Annotated in this window: 21 protein-coding genes and 1 pseudogene; 11 read left to right on the top strand and 11 right to left on the bottom strand. The window is 66.7% G+C overall.

What is annotated here, in order from left to right; genetic code table 11:
- Nucleotides 1-3: 3 nt before the first annotated feature.
- The 6 genes and pseudogenes from O1Q03_RS14945 (at nt 4) to O1Q03_RS14970 (ending at nt 3,512) form a co-directional block, all read left to right on the top strand.
- Entirely contained in the window at nt 4-249 is a 246-nt protein-coding gene (locus tag O1Q03_RS14945) for a 4Fe-4S dicluster domain-containing protein (protein WP_269504386.1), read from the top strand.
- 67 nt (nt 250-316) lie between these two features.
- A pseudogene (locus O1Q03_RS14950) lies at nt 317-547 on the top strand (ABC transporter ATP-binding protein); the annotation flags it as partial.
- A 32-nt stretch (nt 548-579) separates the two neighbouring features.
- Nucleotides 580-1,575, top strand: a complete 996-nt coding sequence (locus O1Q03_RS14955; RefSeq protein ID WP_269504387.1) for a HEAT repeat domain-containing protein — start codon at nt 580-582, stop codon at nt 1,573-1,575.
- Entirely contained in the window at nt 1,572-1,913 is a 342-nt protein-coding gene (locus O1Q03_RS14960; protein ID WP_269504388.1) for a gamma-butyrobetaine hydroxylase-like domain-containing protein, read from the top strand. The genes O1Q03_RS14955 and O1Q03_RS14960 overlap by 4 nt, the downstream gene beginning before the upstream one ends.
- A 182-nt stretch (nt 1,914-2,095) precedes the next feature.
- The gene (locus O1Q03_RS14965; protein WP_269504389.1) at nt 2,096-2,980 is read left to right on the top strand and encodes an NAD(P)-dependent oxidoreductase; all 885 of its coding nucleotides are present in this window, start codon (nt 2,096-2,098) and stop codon (nt 2,978-2,980) included.
- Between the two features lie 49 nt (nt 2,981-3,029).
- The gene (locus O1Q03_RS14970; RefSeq protein WP_269504390.1) at nt 3,030-3,512 is read left to right on the top strand and encodes an NUDIX hydrolase; all 483 of its coding nucleotides are present in this window, start codon (nt 3,030-3,032) and stop codon (nt 3,510-3,512) included.
- A 176-nt stretch (nt 3,513-3,688) separates the two neighbouring features.
- On the opposite strand, the gene O1Q03_RS14975 is transcribed toward O1Q03_RS14970, so the two are convergent.
- Nucleotides 3,689-4,507: an AraC family transcriptional regulator gene (locus tag O1Q03_RS14975; RefSeq protein ID WP_269504391.1), complete on the bottom strand. Its 819-nt coding sequence runs from the start codon at nt 4,505-4,507 to the stop codon at nt 3,689-3,691.
- A gap of 122 nt (nt 4,508-4,629) precedes the next feature.
- On the opposite strand from O1Q03_RS14975, the gene O1Q03_RS14980 reads away from it, so the two are divergent.
- Nucleotides 4,630-5,832 (top strand): FAD-dependent oxidoreductase, encoded by a 1,203-nt coding sequence (locus O1Q03_RS14980; RefSeq protein WP_269504392.1) that lies wholly within the window; start codon nt 4,630-4,632, stop codon nt 5,830-5,832.
- Between the two features lie 697 nt (nt 5,833-6,529).
- On the opposite strand, the gene guaA is transcribed toward O1Q03_RS14980, so the two are convergent.
- The 5 genes from guaA to O1Q03_RS15010 all read right to left on the bottom strand — a co-directional run bounded on the left by guaA (nt 6,530) and on the right by O1Q03_RS15010 (nt 12,225).
- Nucleotides 6,530-8,149 carry a glutamine-hydrolyzing GMP synthase gene (gene guaA / locus O1Q03_RS14990; protein ID WP_269504393.1) on the bottom strand — a complete coding sequence of 540 codons (1,620 nt, stop codon included), beginning with the start codon at nt 8,147-8,149 and terminating at the stop codon, nt 6,530-6,532.
- Nucleotides 8,150-8,256: 107 nt separating this feature from the next.
- Nucleotides 8,257-8,859 (bottom strand): hypothetical protein, encoded by a 603-nt coding sequence (locus tag O1Q03_RS14995; protein WP_269504394.1) that lies wholly within the window; start codon nt 8,857-8,859, stop codon nt 8,257-8,259.
- Nucleotides 8,860-8,865: 6 nt separating this feature from the next.
- Entirely contained in the window at nt 8,866-10,326 is a 1,461-nt protein-coding gene (guaB, locus tag O1Q03_RS15000; protein WP_027784746.1) for an IMP dehydrogenase, read from the bottom strand.
- Between the two features lie 265 nt (nt 10,327-10,591).
- Entirely contained in the window at nt 10,592-11,431 is an 840-nt protein-coding gene (locus tag O1Q03_RS15005) for a copper chaperone (RefSeq protein ID WP_442865787.1), read from the bottom strand.
- 29 nt (nt 11,432-11,460) lie between these two features.
- Nucleotides 11,461-12,225 carry a DUF899 domain-containing protein gene (locus O1Q03_RS15010; RefSeq protein WP_269504396.1) on the bottom strand — a complete coding sequence of 255 codons (765 nt, stop codon included), beginning with the start codon at nt 12,223-12,225 and terminating at the stop codon, nt 11,461-11,463.
- Between the two features lie 119 nt (nt 12,226-12,344).
- Between O1Q03_RS15010 and O1Q03_RS15015 the strand changes: the two genes are divergently transcribed.
- The 3 genes from O1Q03_RS15015 (at nt 12,345) to O1Q03_RS15025 (ending at nt 15,457) form a co-directional block, all read left to right on the top strand.
- Nucleotides 12,345-13,565, top strand: coding sequence for a helix-turn-helix domain-containing protein (locus O1Q03_RS15015; protein ID WP_269504397.1), 1,221 nt, complete (start codon nt 12,345-12,347; stop codon nt 13,563-13,565).
- 31 nt (nt 13,566-13,596) lie between these two features.
- Nucleotides 13,597-14,280, top strand: a complete 684-nt coding sequence (locus O1Q03_RS15020) for a Vgb family protein (protein ID WP_269504398.1) — start codon at nt 13,597-13,599, stop codon at nt 14,278-14,280.
- Between the two features lie 193 nt (nt 14,281-14,473).
- Nucleotides 14,474-15,457 carry a DMT family transporter gene (locus O1Q03_RS15025; RefSeq protein ID WP_269504399.1) on the top strand — a complete coding sequence of 328 codons (984 nt, stop codon included), beginning with the start codon at nt 14,474-14,476 and terminating at the stop codon, nt 15,455-15,457.
- A gap of 60 nt (nt 15,458-15,517) precedes the next feature.
- Here the strand turns inward: O1Q03_RS15025 and O1Q03_RS15030 are convergent, their stop codons facing one another.
- A complete protein-coding gene (locus O1Q03_RS15030; RefSeq protein WP_124830127.1) occupies nt 15,518-15,841 on the bottom strand; it encodes an RnfH family protein in 324 nt (107 codons plus the stop codon).
- Nucleotides 15,842-15,845: 4 nt separating this feature from the next.
- Complete coding sequence (locus O1Q03_RS15035; protein ID WP_040144470.1) at nt 15,846-16,283, bottom strand: type II toxin-antitoxin system RatA family toxin; 438 nt, start codon at nt 16,281-16,283, stop codon at nt 15,846-15,848.
- Nucleotides 16,284-16,381: 98 nt separating this feature from the next.
- Between O1Q03_RS15035 and smpB the strand changes: the two genes are divergently transcribed.
- On the top strand, nt 16,382-16,828 hold the full coding sequence (smpB, locus tag O1Q03_RS15040) for an SsrA-binding protein SmpB (RefSeq protein ID WP_006478511.1): 447 nt from the start codon (nt 16,382-16,384) through the stop codon (nt 16,826-16,828).
- A gap of 104 nt (nt 16,829-16,932) precedes the next feature.
- Here smpB and O1Q03_RS15045 read toward each other — a convergent pair whose 3' ends face one another.
- The 3 genes from O1Q03_RS15045 to ltrA form a co-directional block, all read right to left on the bottom strand.
- A complete protein-coding gene (locus O1Q03_RS15045) occupies nt 16,933-17,868 on the bottom strand; it encodes an SPFH domain-containing protein (protein WP_269504401.1) in 936 nt (311 codons plus the stop codon).
- Between the two features lie 33 nt (nt 17,869-17,901).
- Entirely contained in the window at nt 17,902-18,336 is a 435-nt protein-coding gene (locus O1Q03_RS15050; RefSeq protein ID WP_069617656.1) for an NfeD family protein, read from the bottom strand.
- A 184-nt stretch (nt 18,337-18,520) separates the two neighbouring features.
- Nucleotides 18,521-19,888, bottom strand: coding sequence for a group II intron reverse transcriptase/maturase (ltrA, locus tag O1Q03_RS15055; RefSeq protein ID WP_269504403.1), 1,368 nt, complete (start codon nt 19,886-19,888; stop codon nt 18,521-18,523).
- Between the last annotated feature and the right edge of the window lie 406 nt (nt 19,889-20,294).

Below are 20,294 nucleotides of genomic sequence, written 5' to 3' on the forward strand. Positions count from 1 at the left end.
ACCGTGCCATATACCCCGCACGACATCTTCCTGCGCAGCAGCGCACCCGTGACGATCGACGAGGACCGCTGCATCGCCGACAAGGGCTGCACCGTCTGCGTCGACGTGTGCCCGCTCGACCTGCTCGCGATCGACGTGACCAAGGGCAAGGCCTACATGCAGTTCGACGAATGCTGGTACTGCATGCCGTGCGAACGCGATTGCCCGACCGGCGCGGTCAAGGTCGACATCCCGTACCTGCTGCGCTGATCGGCGCGCCGCTTCCCCACCATCATCGGACCAACGACACATGAACCCGACGCGACGGATGTTCCGCCTGCCCGACATCTGGTCGCGCATCGGCACCACAGTGCTGTTCATCATGCACGACATCGAGGAAGCGCTGTTTCTCGGCGATCGCATCCTGATGCTGTCGCCGCGGCCCGCGCGCATCGTCGCCGACGCTCCGGTGCCGCTCGCCCGACCGCGTACCGACGACAGCACCACCGAGCGCGCGTTCGTCGACATCAAGCGCCGCTGCCTCGCGCTGCTGCGTAACGCTGTTTGATCACGCGCCCCTCATCGCTCCGAATATTGCCCATGACCGCTTCTTCTGCTCCTTTCCCGCTGCCCGGCGCGCTCGATCCCGACCTTGCCGACCTCGTCGCGCGCGCCGCCTCGCCCGACGCACCAGTGCGCCGCATTGCACTGCTCGAACTCGCCGATCTCGAGAATCCCGACCTCGTGCCGGCATTCGTTGCGGCACTGCGCGACGATCCGTCGGCCGACGTGCGCGGCGAAGCCGCACGCGTGCTCGGCGCGTGGGAACAACCCGACGTCGTCGACGCGCTGTGTCATGCGCTGCTCGATCCGGACGACCGTGTACGCGCGACCGCTGCGCAAAGCCTGTCCGAGTTGAAGGACGTTGCATCCGGTGCGGTGCTGTGCCGCTGGGCCGAACGGCCGGAGCCGTTCGTGCGCGGCGCCGTGCTGCGCGGCTTGCGCGAACTGCGTGACCCCGACGCGTTCGCGCCCGCGCTGCGCGCGCTCGATGCGCAGGTGGCATCCGTGCGAGCGGAAGCCGTCGCCGTGCTCGGATGGCTGAAGGACACGCGTGCGTTGGCGCCCCTCGCGCACATCGCGACAGCCGACGCGCATGCCGACGTACGGCGCATCGCGGTCGGCGCGGTCGGATTCGCGGCATCGAGCGACACGGCCGTCGTGGCCGCGTTGCTTGCGGCGTTACGCGACACCGAATGGCAGGTCCGCGAGGAAGCGGCCGCGACGCTCGGCAAGCTGCGCATCGTGGCCGCCCGCGCGCCGCTCGTCGCCGCGCTCGACGATGATTACTGGCAGGTGCGCTTGCGCGCGGTGCGTGCGCTCGGACAGTTGCGCGATGCTGCAGCGGCGCCGGCCGTCGTCGCGCTGCTCGCGCATGCGATCAGCAACCTGCGCAAGGAGGCCGCGCTTGCGCTCGGCGAACTGCGCGACCCTGCGACGTTGCCGGCATTGCGTGACGCGCTGGAGGATCGCGATCCCGAAGTCCGCAAGGCCGTGCGGATCGCGATCGGGCAGATCGAAGGAGACGCGCGATGATCGCGCCAACCGAGATTCTGCTCGACCATGCGGCCCGCGCGTTGACGCTGCGCTGGCCGGCTGGCGATACGCAACGCATCGACTATGCGCAGTTGCGCAGCGAGTGCCCGTGCGCCGCGTGCAGGAAAATCCGGTTCGACGGCGGCAGCGTTCGCGCGCAAGCCGGCCTGACGCTGGACGGGGTCGAAGCGGCCGGCTACGGCATCCGGCTGCTGTTCGGCGACGGTCATGCGCGGGGGATCTATCCGTGGCCGTATCTGGCCGAACTCGGCGAAGACCGGCTGGATACGGGTATCGCGTCGCACTGCGCGCATGCTCACCGCAAGCCTGCGGGCTGAACACCGAACCAAGGCCCTTCGATCTGCCGTTTCACCGTCGTACCGGGTCGCGATCCGCACGACGTGCGTACGCCGATTGGGCCCGTGCCACCGCGCCCGCGAGCACGCCCCCGCATGGGTCCGAAAACGCTGCGATACTGACGATTGCGCGCTGCACTCCCCTTTCCCGAAGGAGCACGGACATGCAAACGGCAGTCGGATTCATCGGCCTCGGCGTGATGGGCACGCCAATGGCACTCAACCTCGCGCGGGCCAGCACGCCGCTCGTCGTGTGGAGCCGATCGCACGGCAGCGACGATGCGCTGCGCGCTGCCGGCGCGCAAGTCGTCGAACGCGTCGACGACGTGTTCGACGCGTGCCGCACGGTGTTGCTGATGCTCGCGAACGACACCGCTATCGATACCGTCCTCGCACGCGGCACGCGCGATTTCGCTGCACGCGTCGGCGGACATACGATCGTGAACATGGGGACGAATTCGCCCGAATACTCGCGCGCGCTCGCCGACGAAATCGCCGACGCATCCGGCCGCTACGTCGAATCGCCGGTGTCCGGTTCGCGCAAGCCGGCCGAAGCCGGGCAACTCGTCGTGATGCTGGCCGGCGCGCCGGAAGACGTCGATGCGATCCGTCGGCTCGTGAAGCCGCTGTGCCGCGACAGCTTTGTGTGCGGCGACGTGCCGGCCGCGCTAACGATGAAACTCGCCGTGAACCTGTTCCTGATCACGATGGTGACGGGCCTGACCGAGGCGACGCATTTCGCGCAACGCCACGGCGTCGATCTCGCCCGCTTCGCCGACGTGCTCAATGCCGGCCCGATGGCGAGCGACGTGTCGCGCGTGAAGCTCGGCAAGCTCGTCGCGTCCGACTTCGACGTGCAGGCAGCCATCACCGACGTGCTGAAGAACGCGCGGCTCGTTGCCGAATCCGCGCGAAGCATCGGAATCGCGTCGCCGCTGCTGGACATCTGCCATGCGCTTTACGGCGAAACCGAGCAAGCCGGATACGGCTCGTCCGACATGGTCGCCGTCATTCATGCGATCGAGCAGCGCAGCGACGATGCGAGATGAATCGTATGCATGCAAACCCGCTCACGTCCGTTGACGCATAGGCCCGATCATGTCCAAGCGCTCACACTCCGCAACCGCCGCCGCAACTTCCCTGCATGCCGTTCCTGCCGTGATCGGCATCGTGCTGCGCGAACGCGACGTGCTGCTCGTGCGGCGCGCGAATCCGCCGGACGCGGGCCGCTGGGGCTTCCCCGGCGGCAAGATCGAACCGGGCGAGCCGATCGCGGACGCGATCGTCCGCGAGATTGCCGAAGAGACGACGCTCGACGTCGAAGCACTCGACGTATTCACCGCGCTCGATTCGTTCGATCACGATGCCGCTGGCCGCGTGCGCCAGCATTTCGTGATGGTCGCGGTGCTGTGCAAATGGCTGCGCGGCGCGCCCGCTGCCGGCGACGATGCGCTGGAAGCACGCTGGTTCGATCTCGACGAACTCGAACGCGACGATCTGCCGATGAGCGCCGGCGTGCGCGACGTTGCTCGGCGTGCGGTCGAACGGGCCGCGGACATCGATTACTCAAGTCGCTCGTGAGCGGCGCCCGTTACCGCAGACCACAGGACGACGCTTCCATTTTGGTCAAGCGGACGACCCTGTGCCCCACGACATGAAAAACGCCCGACGGGCTCCCCTGCCGGGCGTTTCGCATCATTCGAGCCGTGATCCGCTACCGACATTGCTAGCCGGAACTAGCCGGAAAGCGCGCCGCGCTATCTGTTGGTGGAAAAGTAGCGTGCCGGCGAATCCCCAAGGACTTTCCGGAACATCGCAATGAAATTGCTCGGTGACGCGTAGCCGAGAACGTCCGAGATCTCCGCAACCGAGATCCCTCGCGCAAGCATATCGAGGCCATGCATCAGCTTTACCTGTTGTCGCCACCGACCGAAACTCAGCCCGGTCTCCGCAAGCGTCAGGCGGCGCAACGTGCGCGAGGACATCGCACCGAATGATGCCCAATCGTCGAGTGTGCGCGGATTTCCCGGGTCCGCCACGACGGCGCGCGCCACTCGAACAACGCGCGGGTCGCTCGGCATCGGCACATGCAATGCCTCGTGCGGAGCGCGTCGGATTTCGTCTTGTATGACCGTCGCGATGCGCGCTTGGTCAGGTGTCAACGTGGCGCGCTTGTCCCATTCCGTCGTCCTCTGCGCGAGCGCCCGCAGCACTTCACTGATTGCGACAACACAGGGGGTCGCAGGCAGATCGACGCAAAACGCGGGCGCCATGAACAACGTCCAGCCGCTGAGCGCGCCGCTCACGCGAACCTCGTGCGGAACGTCCGGCGGTATCCAGCCCGCGCGGCAGGGAGGAAGGAGCCAAGCGCCATGGGAAGTATTGAGCTGGATCAGCCCAGTTTCGACACAGAACAATTGACCGCGCACATGATGATGCCAGTCATATTCTCTCGTCCCCAGACGAAACTCATTCGTTGGACTGTCATCTCCCCGGATGCCGATCACGAGCGGGCCGTCGGACATCTCGCTGAGATCTTCGGTGCCGGGAGCCGTGCTGTCGTTTAGATTGGCCATATTTCACTATTTTATGCCCAGATAAAGCTACTTGGCTTTGAGTTCTCCGTGCAACCATTTCCATCAATACCTCGCGACTGTGATAACGCGCTCAACGCGAGGGGTCTATCTCGGGAAAATTCATGGGCAAACTTCATGTCGCGATCGTCGGTGCCGGTCTCGGTGGCCTGGCGCTCGCGCAGGCACTCAAGCGCGGCGGGGTCGCCGTCGACGTTTTCGAATCCGACAAGGCTTTGAGCTCGAGACCTCAGGGCTACCGCATACGGATCGACGCCCATGGTCAGCAGGCTTTGGCACGGACGCTCGCGCCCGAGCTGTACGATCTGTTCCGCGGATCCGTTTCGACATCGGCGACCTCGGGCAACTTTCTGACACCGAACCTGCAACCTGCGTCCGGGCGTGTGCCGGAGAGCTGGCATGCGGATGGCGTCGCCGCGGATGTGAGCGTCAACAGGCGCACGCTGCGCGAAATTCTCATGCACGGGATCGAAGATCATGTCCACTTCGATCGCGCATTCGAGCAGTATTCCGTGACCCACGATGGCCGCGTCGAAGTGCGTTTCAGGCAAGACGTTCCGACCGTAACGTGCGATGTGCTGGTTGGTGCGGACGGCATCAACTCGCGAGTTCGCTGTCAATTGGCTCCGGAGACTGAGCCGATCGACACCGGTGCGGTTTGCTTCTATGGGAAAACCGACTTGGAGCGGCTCGGTAACGACCTCTCAGGCTTTGAAGGAACGAACATCGTCTTCGCGGACGGCTTCGCTGCCATCTTGGATCACATGCAGTTCGACCATGAGTTCCTCGCCGTCCAGTGCACTGCCCTCAACTGCAAGATCACGCCGACGAGCGACTATCTCTATTGGTGCCTCATTGGACCTTACGCCAGGTTTGAAGTGGGACCGAATCGGCAGATGGACCCGGACGGAATCCGCAACGCGATACTGTCAGTGACTCGTGATTGGCATCCGTCTCTTCGGCGGATCCTGCAGCAAAGCGAGGCCGAGGACACGGCAATGCTTTCGATTCGAAGCGGTCGTCCGGAGGTGCTGTGGCCAGTTGGGGCTGCAACGCTGCTGGGAGATGCGATCCACGCAATGACGCCAGCGGGTGGGCTCGGGGCAAACACCGCGCTTGCCGATGCGGCCTGCCTTGCCGACGCGATTTTGAAGGCCGATCGCGGGGTTCTCTCCGTTCCCTCTGCACTGGAACAGTACGAGGGTGCCATGCGAGAAAGAGCCGTAGTCGCGGTGGAAACCTCGAACCACGGTGCGGCAAAGCTGTTCGAGCCGGCGGCGCCCGGCGATCAGCAGAGAGTCTCCTGACCAAGTCGCCTTAGCTCCTCGACGTCGTCCTCCCACATCGGAGTCCGATCATCGAGACAATCCAGCTCTTCGGCGCCACGCCGTCCATGCGTATCGGCCGCAACTCGTTGATCTGCGAGCATGCGCAGCCGCCTCTTCGAGGTCCGAAGCGAGGTCGATAACAGTCGGTTCTGGAAGACGGGGCAAGATGTCTCGGTCGACGATGCACTTGCGCATTGCGCGCGTGCTGTCGGCCATCCCGGTCGAGAGTGCGCGTCTCACGGCGACCGTGAGACGGCAGTCGTAACGGAAGGCGACGGTACCGGTCGGCGATACCGTCACGTACATCCCATCGCGGTCAGGAGCCTTGTAAGTCTTGGACTCGGGCTCGAGATTGCGCAGCGCGGTGCCGGTAAGCATCGAGGTTTTTCCTCCCGTTCGTGACGGCTTTTACCGTCAGGTGCCAGGAGACCTGCTGAGGCAGGGAAAGCCGCATAAAACAAGCTTTCCCGGAGGCGTTTACCGTCAAAGACCGGTTTGGTCCGAATACTAAAAGGGAGGGTCTTGATCCGACCTCCGGTTCCTACCGTCGGTTCTACCGCCAACCTGTTCCGCTGGCCGGCGATAGTCACCGACAGCTACCGTGACGCATTTCGTTCCAAACCAATGCGTTACGACATCTTGTCGATAGCTGACGGTAGTCCCGAAGAGTCTGATTTCACTCCCACTCGATCGTCGCCGGCGGCTTCCCCGAGATGTCATACACCACGCGATTAATCCCGCGCACCTCATTGATGATCCGGTTCGAAGCGCGACCAAGCAGCGCGTACGGCAGGTGCGCCCAGTGCGCGGTCATGAAGTCGGTGGTCTGCACCGCGCGCAGCGACGTCACGTAGTCGTACGTCCGGCCATCGCCCATCACGCCGACCGACTTCACCGGCAGGAACACCGCGAACGCCTGGCTCGTCAGGTCGTACCAGGTCTTGCCGACGTCGGCCTCAGCGCACAGGCCCGCTGCCACATCCTGCGCGGTCGCGGTCGTGCCGCGCAATTCCTCGATGAAGATCGCATCGGCACGACGCAGCAGATCCGCGTATTCGCGCTTCACTTCGCCGAGAATCCGCACGCCGAGGCCCGGGCCCGGGAACGGATGGCGGTACACCATTTCCGGCGGCAGGCCGAGCGCGACGCCGAGTTCGCGCACTTCGTCCTTGAACAGGTCGCGCAGCGGCTCGAGCAGCTTCAGGCCGAGCGTTTCCGGCAGGCCGCCGACGTTGTGGTGGCTCTTGATCGTCGTCGCCTTCTTCGTCTTCGTGCCGCCCGATTCGACCACGTCCGGGTAGATCGTGCCCTGCGCGAGCCACTTCGCCTTCGACAGCTTCTGCGCTTCGGCCTGGAACACCTCGACGAACTCGCGGCCGATGATCTTGCGCTTCGCTTCCGGATCGGTCACGCCGGCCAGGTGACCGAGGAACTGGTCGGACGCGTCGACGTGCACGACCTTCGCATGCAGGCGGCCCTCGAACATGTCGAGCACCATCTTGCCTTCGTTCAGGCGCAGCAGGCCGTGATCGACGAACACGCAGGTCAGCTGATCGCCGATCGCGCGATGGATCAGCGCCGCGGCGACGCTGGAATCGACACCGCCGGACAGGCCGAGAATCACTTCCTCGTCACCGACCTGCTCGCGAATCTTCGCGACGGCTTCCTCGATGTGGTTCTTCATGATCCAGTCGGGCTTCGCGCCGGCGATCTGCAGCACGAAGCGTTCGATGATCTGGCGGCCCTTCACCGTGTGCGTGACTTCCGGGTGGAACTGCACCGCGTAGTAGCCGCGCGCCTCGTCGGCCATGCCGGCGATCGGGCAGCTCGGCGTCGACGCCATCAGCGCGAAGCCCGGCGGCAGCTCGGCGACCTTGTCGCCGTGGCTCATCCAGACCTTCAGCATCCCGTGGCCTTCGGCCGTCGTGAAATCCTCGATGCCGTCGAGCAGGCGCGTATGGCCGTGCGCACGCATTTCCGCGTAGCCGAATTCGCGATGGTCGCTCCACTCGACCTTGCCGCCGAGCTGCACGGCCATCGTCTGCATGCCGTAGCAGATGCCGAGCACCGGCACGCCGAGATCCCACACGGCCTGCGGCGCGCGCAGTTGATGGTCTTCGTACGTACTCGCGTGGCTGCCCGACAGGATCACCGCCTTCGGCGCGAACTCGCGGACGAAGTCGTCGGACACATCGTTCGGATGGATTTCGCAGTAGACGTGCGCTTCACGCACGCGGCGCGCGATCAGTTGGGTGACTTGCGAACCGAAGTCGAGAATCAGGATTTTGTCGTGCATGGCTGCGGACGGGATGAAGAGAATAAGAAAAGCAGCGCATGAAGCGCTGCGTCAAAAGCATGGACAGCGGCGTCGGGCGGCAGGCGGCTCGCGCGACGCATCGCCGGTCAATCCCGCGACGGCGGACGCGCGTCGAATGCGACGCTGCCTGACGCGCGGTCGGATGCAGCCGACGGGCCTGCCGCGGCCGGCGCCGAAGGCGCCACCGGACGGCTGACTACCGGCTCGACACGCTGCGGCACGGGCGCGGGCGCGGGCGCCGGTTCGGCCGGCCCCTGCGCGGCCCGCGCGTCGAGCGCCTGCGCTCTCTCGCGCCGGCGCACGACCGATGCGAGCCGCACGCCGCCGAGGCCGAGCACGATCAGCGCGACGCCGGCCAGCGCCGACAGCACCCTGCCGGCAGCGGCGAGCGCGGGACCGTTACCGGTGCCGATCGACCACACGACCGTCAGCGCGCCGATCAGCCAGTTCACATGGCCGACCGCACGTGCGACCGGTGCCGTGAGATCGCCGTTGACCGCTGCGTGAAACGCGAGCCACGCGAGCCCGAGCAGCGCGATGCCGAACGCCTGGCCGAGCATCGCCGGCTGGATGTTCGCGAGCTGCAGCGCGTCGAAAAGCGCCTGCCAGGGCGTCAGCACGAACAGCGCGCCGAACCCCAGCAGCAGCACCGCATCGACGATCAGCACGGCTCGCAGCAGCGGTTTCATCGGCGCTCAGTCCACGTGGTAGTTCGGCGCTTCCTTCGTGATCTGCACGTCGTGCACGTGCGACTCGCGCATGCCCGCCGCGGTGATCTGGACGAATTCGGCCTTCTCGTGCAGTTCGTCGATCGTCTTGCAGCCGCAGTAGCCCATGCTCGCACGCACGCCGCCGACCAGCTGGAACAGGATCGCGTTGACCGAACCCTTGTACGCGACGCGGCCTTCGATGCCTTCCGGCACGAGCTTGTCGATGTTCGCGGAGTTGTCCTGGAAGTAGCGGTCAGCCGCGCCGTCCTTCATCGCACCGACCGAACCCATGCCGCGGTACGACTTGTACTGACGGCCCTGGTACAGGAACACGTCGCCCGGCGCCTCTTCGGTGCCTGCGAACATGCTGCCCATCATCACGGCGTTCGCGCCGGCCGCGAGAGCCTTCGACACGTCGCCCGAGAAGCGCACGCCGCCGTCGGCGATGCACGGCACGCCGGTGCCCTTCAGCGCTTCCGACACGTTCGCGATCGCGCTGATCTGCGGCACGCCGACACCCGCGACGATCCGCGTCGTGCAGATCGAGCCCGGGCCGATACCGACCTTGACCGCGTCCGCGCCGTATTCGACGAGCGCCTTCGCGGCGGCGGCCGTCGCGATGTTGCCGCCGATCACTTCGACGTGCGGGAAGTTCTGCTTGACCCAGCGCACGCGCTCGAGCACGCCCTTGCTGTGGCCGTGCGCGGTGTCGACGACGATCACGTCGACGCCGGCCTGAACCAGCAGCTCGACGCGCTCTTCGTTGTCGGGGCCGACGCCGACCGCCGCGCCTGCGCGCAGCTTGCCGTGTTCGTCCTTGCACGCGTCCGGGTGTTCGGTCTGCTTCGTGATGTCCTTGACGGTCATCAGGCCGCGCAGTTCGAACGCATCGTTGACGACCAGCACGCGCTCGAGGCGGTGGCTGTGCATCAGCGCCTTCGCTTCGGCGAGCGGCGTGCCTTCCTTGACCGTGACGAGGCGCTCGCGCGGCGTCATGATCGACTTGACGGGTTCGTCGAGGCGCGTTTCGAAACGCAGGTCGCGGTTCGTGACGATGCCGACGAGCTGCGGGCCTTCGACGACCGGGAAGCCGGAGATGCCATGCTGGCGCGACAGCGCGATCACGTCGCGCACCTTCATCTGCGGCGGGACCGTGATCGGGTCGCGGACGACGCCCGATTCGAAACGCTTGACCTTCGCGACCTCGCGGGCCTGCTCGGCCGGCGTGAGGTTCTTGTGGACGATACCGACGCCACCCTGCTGCGCCATCGCGATCGCGAGGCGACCTTCGGTGACCGTGTCCATCGCGGCGGACACGAGCGGCATGTTCAGGGAGATGTTGCGGGTCAGCTTGGTCTTGAGGCTGGTGTCGCGCGGGAGAACGTCGGAGAAGGCGGGAACGAGGAGCACGTCATCGAAAGTGAGTGCTTTTTGGATCAGACGCATGGCAAATCCTATGGGCGCAAAAGCGAATTATACGCGAAGCGCCGTGAATTTTCACAACACGAACAACGGCTTAGCCGGTTCCGGCCGTTCGGGGGCCGAATCGTTCGGATCGCCGTTCGGTTCGTTTTCGATCGCCTTTCGTTTCACCCCGGCATCGCCCCATTCGCGCAGCCGGGCGCCACCGGGCCGGTTTCACGCGGCTGGCGGCCCGCGCGGCGTTGGCGACAACGCATCCGCCCCGGCTTCTGGCGCCCGCGAAACCGCCCTAACCGTGAGCCAGCCCGGTCGCCAACGCGATCATCATCAGCCCGGCGCCGATCGCGACACCGCCGACGATCATCCGCGCGGCGCGTTCGGTGCCGCCCGGTACGAGCCGCTCGACGGCGATCGCCGCCGTCACGACAGCCATCACGCGCGAATCCATCACGCCCATCGCCAGTGCCGCGGCCATCAGGTTCCCGCAGCAAGCGCCGCAGCGCAGCGCGGCCCGTACGCCATGCCGCCACGCAGCGCCGGCGCCCGGCCGCCCGGCATCTCCGGCAACCGGCGCGTGCCGGCAGCAGGCGAGCCGACGCGCTTTCCATGCCGAAAACTGCAGCACACCCGCGCCGAATACGACTGCGCCGGCGGCAAGCGGCAGCGCGGCCGCGAGCGCGGGAAGTCGGCGTGCGGCAGCCGCCAACGCGTCGCCGGCAGGAAACATCGCCGCGCCAACCGCCATCCACACCGAAAAATACCCGGCGCCCGAGATCGCGACGAGCCATCCGCCACGGGCCGACGTCACCGCACCGATACTCCGCCGATACCGCCAGAGTACCGGCGCCAGCACCGGCAGCATCATCGCGACCGTCATCGCGCCCCACATGCCGGCAAAGGCCGCGAACGCGCGCCCCGTGCCCCATCCGCACGGCCTCGCCCATCCGGCCGAGAACGCGCGGCCGCCCGGCACCGGCATGCCGCCCATCGCGTCCATCGACGCATGCTGTGCGAGCATCGCCCACACGGCGGCGGCGAGCGCGGCGCCGAACCCCCGCCAGCCTGCGTCTGCCGCAGCCGCATCCGCCGCAGCCGCATCCGTCGGAGCCCCCTTCGTCGCCCGCATCATCGCCGCGCCCGGTGGTAGCCGCCGCACGCTCAACCGCGCGCGTACTCGTCGTGACGGCGCCACCACGGGCCCGTCTCGTTGCGCCCGAGCGGCGCACGATCGAGCCACTGGTACATCCCCCACAGCGCGTCGAGCCCGCGCGCATAGGTCGAATACGTGTGGTAGACGACGCCGTCTTCGCGCACGAACGCGCTCATCCCCGGCCGGTCGCGCGCGTACGTGGCCGCGTCGGTGCCGCAGGTCGCCGCGAACTGCGCGACGGCCGCCGGTGGCGGCTCCATGTCCATCGCATGCGCGGCGCGCGCATAGTTGTATTCGACGTCGCCCGTGCGCTGCTGCGTTTCGGTGAACGACACGTTGAAGTCGAAGTTGAAATCGGTGCCGATCGACGACGCCCACGGGAACGTCCATCCCATCCGCTGCCGGTACGCGAGCAGCTTCGCGAGCGGCGCGCGCGACACCGCCGCCAGCGTCACGTCATGGTGCGCGAGATGGATCGCGAAGCCGTCGAAGCCGTCGGCGATCGCCGAGCACGACGGGCAGCCCGCCTTGTAGTCGGGGCCGAACATGAAGTGATAGACGAGCAGCTGCGAGCGGCCGCCGAACAGGTCGGCGAGCGTCGCCGGCCCGTCCTCGGTGTCGAACCGGTAGGTCTTGTCGACACGCACCCACGGCAGCGCCTGGCGCTGCCGCGCGAGTTCGTCGCTTTGGCGCGTCAGCGCCTTTTCGGCATCGAGCAGCGCCCTGCGCGCCGCCAGCCATTCGGCGCGCGTTCCGGTGAGATGGTTCGTCATCGCGAGTTCCCCTTTCGAAATCCGACAGGTATCCGGGCACGGCACATCGCGCCGTGTACGTGGTGTTAGATTAGGGCGGTCATCGGATCGCAGGGAGTGACAACTGTGTCGGGATTCGGATGGATTCGCTGATCACGGCCGCCGCGCGCGCGCTCGCGGCTGGCGACCCGCTCGGCGCGCTGAACCGCGTCGCGCTGCGCGACGATGCGCCGGCGCTCGCGTTGCGCGGCATCGCGATGGCGCAGCTCGGCGATTTCGAACGCGCCCGCACACTCGTGCGCGGCGCGGCACGCGCATTCGGTGTGAAGGAAGCCGTCGCGCGGGCACGCTGCATCGTCGCGGAAGCCGAGATCGCGTTGGCGTCGCGCGACCTGCGCTGGCCGTCGCGCGCACTCGACGCCGCATGTGCGACGCTCGACGCGCACGGCGACCGCACGAACGCCGCGCATGCGCGCTATCTCGCCGTGCGCCGGCTGCTGCTGATCGGGCACATCGACGATGCCGAGCGGCGGCTCGCGAGCCTCGATCCCGCGCCGCTGCCGGCCGCGTCGCGGGCCGCCCACGAACTGATCGCGGCCGGCATCGCGATGCGCCGCATCCGCCCGCACGCGGCCCGCGCGGCGCTCCATCGGGCCCGCGCAGCCGCGCAGGACGCCGGCATTGCTGCCCTGACGGCCGAAGTCGACACCGCCGCACGCGTGCTCGACACGCCGGCCGCGCGACTCATCGCGCACGGCGCATCGCGGCTCGTGCTGCTCGACGAGGTCGAAGCGCTGCTGGAATCGAACACGCTGATCGTCGATGCATGCCGCTACACGGTGCGCGACGCGCGCACGACCGTGTCGCTCGCGCGCCGCCCGGTGCTGTTCGTGCTCGCGCGTGCGCTGGGCGAAGCGTGGCCCGCCGACGTATCGCGACATGCGCTCGTCGCCGCGGCGTTTCGCGCGAAGCACGCGGACGAATCGCATCGCGCACGGCTGCGCGTCGAGATCGGCCGGCTGCGCGCCATGCTGCGACCGCTCGCGAACATCACCGCGACACCCGACGGCTTCGCGCTCGAGCCGCTCGGCGTGCGTGCGACCGTCGTGCTCGCACGCCCGGTCGACGACCGCCACGCAGCCGTGCTCGCGCTGCTCGCTGACGGCGAAGCATGGTCGAGCTCCGCGCTGGCGCTCGCACTCGGCGCGAGCCAGCGCACCGTGCAGCGCGCGCTCGACGTACTCGCCGACGCGGGAAAAGTACAGGCGCTCGGCCACGGTCGCGCGCGCCGCTGGATGATGCCGCCGCTGCCCGGATTCGCGACGACCTTGTTACTCCCTGCGCCGCTGCCGGGAGACTAGGATGGGTGCATCGAACGACGAGGTGACAGACATGAAGCGCTCCACGGCAGACATCATTCGCGAATACGGCCCGTTCCCGGGCGGCGACGGCGTGCACGGCGTCACGTTCGACGGGCAGCACGTGTGGTTCGCGTCCGGCGACAAGCTGAACGCGCTCGATCCGGAACGCGGCACGACCGTGCGCACGCTCGACGTCGCCGCGCATGCCGGCACCGCGTTCGACGGCCGCCACCTGTTCCAGATCGTCGAGGACCGCATCGAGAAGATCGATCCGGAGTCGGGCCGCGTGCTCGCGACGATTCCCGCGCCCGGCGGCGGCGCGGATTCCGGGCTCGCATGGGCCGAAGGCACGCTGTGGGTCGGCCAGTACCGCGAGCGCAAGATTCATCAGGTGGATCCGCAATCGGGCGCCGTGCTGCGCACGATCGAATCGAACCGCTTCGTCACCGGCGTGACGTGGGTCGACGGCGAGCTGTGGCACGGCACATGGGAAGCCGACCAGAGCGAATTGCGGCGGATCGATCCGCGCACGGGACAGGTGCTCGAACGGGTCGACATGCCACCCGGCATCGGCGTGTCGGGCCTGGAATCCGACGGCCGCGACACGTTCTTCTGCGGCGGCGGCAACAGCGGCAAGCTGCGCGCGGTGCGGCGCCCGGCGCGAGCACGCGCGGCCGGGGACGGTGCGACCGCGGCCGAGCCGGTCGAGCGCTGATCCGCCGATCCGCCGATCCGCTGATCCGCTGATCGTCGACAGGCGCCCGCCCCGCCGCGACCCCTTCGACAAAGAGGAGCGGATCGCGACTGCTACCGCACCGCGCCCGTTCCCGAGTGCAGGAATGAACAAGACGCGCTCGCGCCGGCATCGTTAAGATGCGCGTTCGTCAGTCATTTGTTCGGAGCAGTCGATGCAGCGCGGTGTAGTGTATGGCGTCCTCGCGGGCGCGTTGTGGGGCATGGTGTTTCTCGTTCCGCGCCTGATGACCGACTTCTCGCCGCTGCTGCTGAGCGCCGGCCGCCATGCGATGTACGGTCTCGTGTCGCTCGCGGCCGCGCTCCCCGCGGTCCGTTCGCTGCTCGCGCGGCTGACCCGCGCGGATCTCGTCGCGCTCGCGAAGCTCGCATTGATCGGCAACCTCGCGTACTACATGCTGCTGTCCACGGCCGTGCACCTGATCGGCATCGCCCCCACGTCGCTGATCATCGGCGTGCTGCCCGTGACGGTCACGCTCGCGGGCCTCGGCGATCACGGCGCGGTTCCGCTGCGGCGCCTCGCGGCCCCGCTCGCGCTGGTGATCGCCGGCATCGTCTGCATCAACGTCGATCTCTTCACATCGGAAGCCGCGCACGCGACGACGCTCGGCCAGAAGCTCGCCGGCATCGCGTGCGCAGGCGGCGCGCTCGCGAGCTGGAGCTGGTTCGCGGTCGCGAACGCGCGCTACCTGCAGCGTCACCATCATTTCGGCGGCAACGAATGGTCGGTGCTGTGGGGTGTCGTGACGGGCCTGATCGGCGGCCTCTGCTGGGCCGCGATCCTCGCGCTGCCGTCCGGCACGGTGCAGGCGGCCGTCCCGGCGTCGCGCTGGCAGCTGTTCTGGGCGCTGAATCTCGCGCTCGCGATCGGCGCGTCGTGGCTCGGCAACGGGCTGTGGAACGCGGCGTCGAAGCGGTTGCCGCTCACGCTGTCGGGCCAATTGATCGTGTTCGAAACCGTGTTCGCGATGCTCTACGCGTTCGTCTACGACCACCGGATGCCGCGCACGCTCGAGATTGCGGCGCTCGTGCTGCTGCTGGCGGGCGTCTACGGGTCGGTGCGCCGGCACGGCGACACGCACGCCGGCGGCAACGCGGCCGGCGGCGCGGCCGTGGGCGCGAACGGCGCGGCCCGGTGAGCGCGGCCGCGCGTTGCGTCTGATGAATCGGGGCGAAGAAGGCGGGCGGAGCGCTGCGCGTCAGCGCGCGTCCTTGTGCATCCACTTGCGGCCCTCGATGGAACCTTCGCGACGGGTCTTGTCGACGCGCCGCTGCCGCGCGAGCTTCGGATCGACGATCAGCGGGCGATAGATCTCGACGCGATCGTGGTCGGCGAGCGGCGCATCCAGCGGCGCGAGCTTGCCGAACACGCCGGTCTTCGCGTGCGCGAGATCGATCTCCGGGTGTCGCGCGAGCACGCCGCTCGCATCGATCGCCTCGCGCACGGTCGCGCCGTCGGGCAGCGACACCGGAATCAGCGTCTGGCGATCCGGCAGTGCGTAGCAGACTTCGATCGACAACATCGCGTCACCCCTTCCCGTAGCGCTGATCGGCACGCTTGACGAACGAATCGACGAACGTATTCGCGATATGGCTGAACACGGGCCCGATGATCTTCTCGAGCAGGATGCTGGAGAACTCGTAGTGCAGCGCGAATTCGATCTTGCATGCATCGGCGCGCAGCGGGATGAAGCGCCACGAGCCCGTGAACTTCTTGAACGGACCGTCCGCGAACTCCATGTCGATCCGCGTGGGACGCTGCTGGATGTTGCGCGTCGCGAAATGCTGCTTGATGCCCTTGAAGTTGATGTCGATGCGGGCTTCCATCCCGCTATCGTCCTGACGCCGGATTTCGACGCCGCCGCACCACGGCAGGAAATTGGGGTAATCGGCCACGTCGGTGACGAGGTCGAACATCTGTTCCGCCGAGTGGCGGATCAATACGGTTTTCTGGACATCTGCCATAAATCGCGCGGCATCGCCTTAAGTGAGAACGCAAGCCGGGCGATTCCCGCCCCGCTTTGCTAAAATCGTGATTTTAAACGAGTTGGGCCGATCCTTTCATGAGCATCATCGACAACAGGAAAGCGCACTTCGATTATCACATCGAGGAGCGCTACGAGGCGGGGCTCGTGCTGGAAGGCTGGGAAGTCAAGGCGCTGCGCGCCGGCCGCGGCCAGATCAAGGAAGGCTACGTCGTCGTCAAGAACGCCGAGATCTTCCTGATCGGCACCCATATCAGCCCGTTGCCCGAAGCCTCGACGCACATCAAGCCCGACCCGGTCCGCACGCGCAAGCTGCTGCTGCACCGCGAGGAAATCAAGAAGCTGATCGGCAAGGTCGAGCAGCGCGGCTATACGCTCGTGCCGCTGAACTTTCACTACAAGGGCGGTCGCGTGAAATGCGACATCGCGCTCGCGAAAGGCAAGAAGCTGCACGACAAGCGCGAAACCGAGAAGAAGCGCGACTGGGAACGCGAAAAGGCCCGCATCATGCGCGCCGGCACCTGATGCTCCCAGCCTGCATCGCAAACGACACGGCCCGCTCGAAGCGGGCCGTGTTGCTTTCTACGGTATGACGCGGCGGCGCCGATCGCCGTGCGTTCGGCACATGCTCAGCCCTTGGCGCCCGCGGCCGGCGTCGCGCGCTTCACGATCGTCAGCGCCGAGGCGACCGCCGTGCCCAGATCCGACAGGTTCGACGGCACGATCAGCGTATTGCCCTGCTTCGCGAGGTTCGAGAACGCGCCGACATACTGCTCGGCGACCTTCAGGTTCACGGCATCCATCCCGCCCTGCGACTGGATCGCCTGCGCGATTTTCTGGATCGCCTGCGCGTTCGCCTCGGCAACCGCGAGAATCGCGGCCGCCTCGCCCTGCGCCTGGTTGATCGCGGCCTGCCGCTCGCCTTCGGACTTCTGGATCGCCGCCTCGCGCGCGCCCGACGCAAGGTTGATCTGCTCCTGCTTGCGGCCCTCGGACGCGGCGATCAGCGCGCGCTTTTCGCGCTCGGCGGTGATCTGCGCCTGCATCGCGTGCAGGATCTCCTTCGGCGGCGTCAGGTCCTTGATCTCGTAGCGCAGCACCTTCACGCCCCAGTTCGCCGCGGCCTGATCGAGCGCCGACACGATGTTGTGGTTGATGAAGTCGCGCTCCTCGAAGGTCTTGTCGAGCTCGAGCTTGCCGACCACCGAGCGCAGCGTCGTCTGCGCGAGCTGCGTGATCGCCAGCACGAAGTTGCTCGACCCGTACGACGCCTTCATCGGATCGGTGACCTGGAAATACAGCACGCCGTCGACCTGCAGCTGCGTGTTGTCGCGGGTGATGCAGACCTGGCTCGGCACGTCGAGCGGAATTTCCTTCAGCACGTGCCGGTAGGCGATCCGGTCGACGAACGGCAGCACGATATTGAGTCCGGGCGACAGCGTCGCGTGATAGCGCCCGAAACGTTCGAGCACCCACGCATGCTGCTGCGGCACGATCTTCACCGTCTTCGACACGATCACGATGGCGATGACGAGCAGGACGACCCAGATGATCAGCGTATCCATGAAGTATTCCCTCCTTGTTGTTTCAGTGGACGATCAGCCCGCGGGTTTCGCCACGACCACGAGGCAATTGCCGCGCACGGCGCTCACCTGGTACACGTGCGCATCGTCGCGCTCGCCGTGCGCGAGCTCGACGTCCCAGTCGGCGCCGCGATACTGCACGCGCGCGCGGCCGTCACGCCACGCGTCGACCGTGACGGTCGAGCCGATATCGAGATTGACGTCGGGATTCGTCGACGTGTCGCGCTTCTGCTTGCGGCCGAGCCCCGAACGGCGCAGCACGATCATCGCGACGATCGCGACCGCGGCCGCCGCGCCGAACTGCACGTGCGGCGCGAACCCGGCCAGTTGCAGCAACCCGCCCGCGAGAAAGCCGAGCGCGATCATCAGCAGGTAGAACGTGCCCGTCAGCAACTCGGCGACGACCAGCACGCCCACCCCGACCCACCAGAACAGATGCCCCGACATCATTATGGTCTCCAGAAAGCCGCCCCGATGTTCACTATATTCGCTGCGCTCGCCACTGTGCGAAGCGGTCGGCACGCTCGAGATGGCCAGGCGTACCGACGATCGGCATAGGGGACGGCCATGAGGCCGTACCCCTGCCACACCACCCGGCATGCGGGTCCGCACCGGGCGGTTCGAGAAGTTGAGGTTATGAGAGACGAGGTACGCCGAGCCGGTCGAAGTATGCGATGGTCAGGGCGCTGTTGAGCAACTGGGCGCTGTTACGCCACCAACGGCGGCTGCTCGCCGCCGTCTGTCGCGCAACGTCGACCGACGCCCCCAACGCACGAAGTTCCCGGTAGATGGTCGGGCCCCGGCGCCAATGTTTAAGCTGGATAGCCCGCAGCCGGTGACGCAACCACTCGTCCAGTGCCAACCACACACCGGGCGTTTGCGCCAACCGGAAGTACGCCCTCCATCCCAACACATAAGCCCGTAGCCGTTCCACCACTTCGGGCATGCCGCGCCCGCCAGAGCGGCGGGTCAGTTCTCGAATGCGGTGTTTGAACGCCAGCAGCGGTTTGGCCGCCACCTTGCGTTTGACCACACCGCCCGCAGCTACCCACAGGCTGTAGCCCAGAAACTTGCGACCAAACACACTCGCCACGGCGCTTTTGGTCTCATTGACCTTCAGGCGCAGCCGACCATACAGGCGTCGCAACAGCGCCATCACCCGCTCGCCCGCACGACGGCTGCGAACATACACATTCGCATCGTCAGCGTAGCGGGCGAAGCAGTGGCCCCGCCGCTCCAGTTCCTTGTCCACCTCATCAAGCAGAACATTAGCCAGCAACGGGGATAACGGTCCGCCCTGCGGCGTGCCCTGATCCCGTTGCTGGACCACCCCGTCAGCCATGATGCCGCTGTTCAGATACGCCCGGATCAGCCCGATCACTCCGGCGTCCCCAATGCGTTTCTGCAAACGGTCGATCAGGATGTCGTGGTTGACCCGGTCGAAGAACTTCTCCAGATCAACGTCAACCACGGTTCGCCGTCCCGACTGCACGTACGATTGCGCGGCAAGCACCGCATCGTGCGCACGCCGTCCGGGCCGGAAGCCGTAGCTGTGCTCGCTGAAGGTAGGGTCCAGAACTGGCTGCAGCACCTGCAGCAGTGCCTGCTGGATCAGCCGGTCCGTCACCGTCGGGATGCCAAGCTCACGCTCGCCTCCGTCCGGTTTCGGGATCGCCACCCGTCGTACCGGACTGGGCCGGTACGTGCCCTTCAGCAATTGTTCACGGATCGCAGGCCACGCCGTCACCAGATGACGCGACGTCTGGTCAATGTCCAGACCGTCCACGCCAGCGGCTCCCTTGTTAGCCCGTACCCGCTTGAACGCCTGCTTCAGATTCTCTCTCGTCAGAGCCGCTTCCAGCAGCGCTGACCCTGTGTCCCCGGATTCATGTCGCGGGCAGCAGGCTTCGTCGCTAGCAGGTACGCGCGCAGCTTCACCGCGCGCTTCCCTCGCTCGCCCCGTTTGCACGGGCATCTGACGCACTGCCTGCCGCATCGACATAACGCTGGACACTCCTTTCCGTTCGGCCCTTCGTCACCAGCTTCCACCTCACCGGCTTATCCTGTGACTACTACGGCCTCTGCTGACTTCCCGCTCCGGCTCGACGCCGTTGCCCTTTCAGGCATGAGGCGGGATCTCCCCAGGTAAGAACGCACTCCTTCACTGCACAGCCGCCGGATCTACGCCGCCGCCCCTTGATCACGAGAGCTTCGCGGCTTTTTGCCCGCTCGCCCTGGACGGCACCGCCTTCTATCCGGTTCTTGTTCATCGGCTCGCAGTTTCGCTCCACGCTTCCTCCCCACACTCGGTCGCCCTCATGCAGTTGCGCTTCGCTTCGCTCGCTGTGATCAACTTGCGGTGGGACTTGCACCCACTAGAGTGCGCCCATGCTGGGCGCACAAAAAAA

Origin of the sequence: Burkholderia sp. IMCC1007 (genome assembly GCF_027257875.1) — a bacterium.
In the GTDB taxonomy this organism is placed as follows: domain Bacteria; phylum Pseudomonadota; class Gammaproteobacteria; order Burkholderiales; family Burkholderiaceae; genus Burkholderia.

Coding starts and splice junctions, on each gene's coding strand:
- ltrA (WP_269504403.1), bottom strand. CDS start 19,888: ATGTCGATGCGGCAGGCAGTGCGTCAGATGCCCGTGCAAACGGGGCGA.
- O1Q03_RS15035 (WP_040144470.1), bottom strand. CDS start 16,283: ATGGCAGATGTCCAGAAAACCGTATTGATCCGCCACTCGGCGGAACAG.
- smpB (WP_006478511.1), top strand. CDS start 16,382: ATGAGCATCATCGACAACAGGAAAGCGCACTTCGATTATCACATCGAG.
- O1Q03_RS15050 (WP_069617656.1), bottom strand. CDS start 18,336: ATGATGTCGGGGCATCTGTTCTGGTGGGTCGGGGTGGGCGTGCTGGTC.
- O1Q03_RS14980 (WP_269504392.1), top strand. CDS start 4,630: ATGGGCAAACTTCATGTCGCGATCGTCGGTGCCGGTCTCGGTGGCCTG.
- O1Q03_RS14965 (WP_269504389.1), top strand. CDS start 2,096: ATGCAAACGGCAGTCGGATTCATCGGCCTCGGCGTGATGGGCACGCCA.
- O1Q03_RS15015 (WP_269504397.1), top strand. CDS start 12,345: ATGGATTCGCTGATCACGGCCGCCGCGCGCGCGCTCGCGGCTGGCGAC.
- guaA (WP_269504393.1), bottom strand. CDS start 8,149: ATGCACGACAAAATCCTGATTCTCGACTTCGGTTCGCAAGTCACCCAA.
- O1Q03_RS15005 (WP_442865787.1), bottom strand. CDS start 11,431: ATGATGCGGGCGACGAAGGGGGCTCCGACGGATGCGGCTGCGGCGGAT.
- O1Q03_RS15020 (WP_269504398.1), top strand. CDS start 13,597: ATGAAGCGCTCCACGGCAGACATCATTCGCGAATACGGCCCGTTCCCG.
- O1Q03_RS14955 (WP_269504387.1), top strand. CDS start 580: ATGACCGCTTCTTCTGCTCCTTTCCCGCTGCCCGGCGCGCTCGATCCC.
- O1Q03_RS14995 (WP_269504394.1), bottom strand. CDS start 8,859: ATGAAACCGCTGCTGCGAGCCGTGCTGATCGTCGATGCGGTGCTGCTG.
- O1Q03_RS14970 (WP_269504390.1), top strand. CDS start 3,030: ATGTCCAAGCGCTCACACTCCGCAACCGCCGCCGCAACTTCCCTGCAT.
- O1Q03_RS15025 (WP_269504399.1), top strand. CDS start 14,474: ATGCAGCGCGGTGTAGTGTATGGCGTCCTCGCGGGCGCGTTGTGGGGC.
- O1Q03_RS15030 (WP_124830127.1), bottom strand. CDS start 15,841: ATGTTGTCGATCGAAGTCTGCTACGCACTGCCGGATCGCCAGACGCTG.
- O1Q03_RS14960 (WP_269504388.1), top strand. CDS start 1,572: ATGATCGCGCCAACCGAGATTCTGCTCGACCATGCGGCCCGCGCGTTG.
- O1Q03_RS15010 (WP_269504396.1), bottom strand. CDS start 12,225: ATGACGAACCATCTCACCGGAACGCGCGCCGAATGGCTGGCGGCGCGC.
- guaB (WP_027784746.1), bottom strand. CDS start 10,326: ATGCGTCTGATCCAAAAAGCACTCACTTTCGATGACGTGCTCCTCGTT.
- O1Q03_RS15045 (WP_269504401.1), bottom strand. CDS start 17,868: ATGGATACGCTGATCATCTGGGTCGTCCTGCTCGTCATCGCCATCGTG.
- O1Q03_RS14975 (WP_269504391.1), bottom strand. CDS start 4,507: ATGGCCAATCTAAACGACAGCACGGCTCCCGGCACCGAAGATCTCAGC.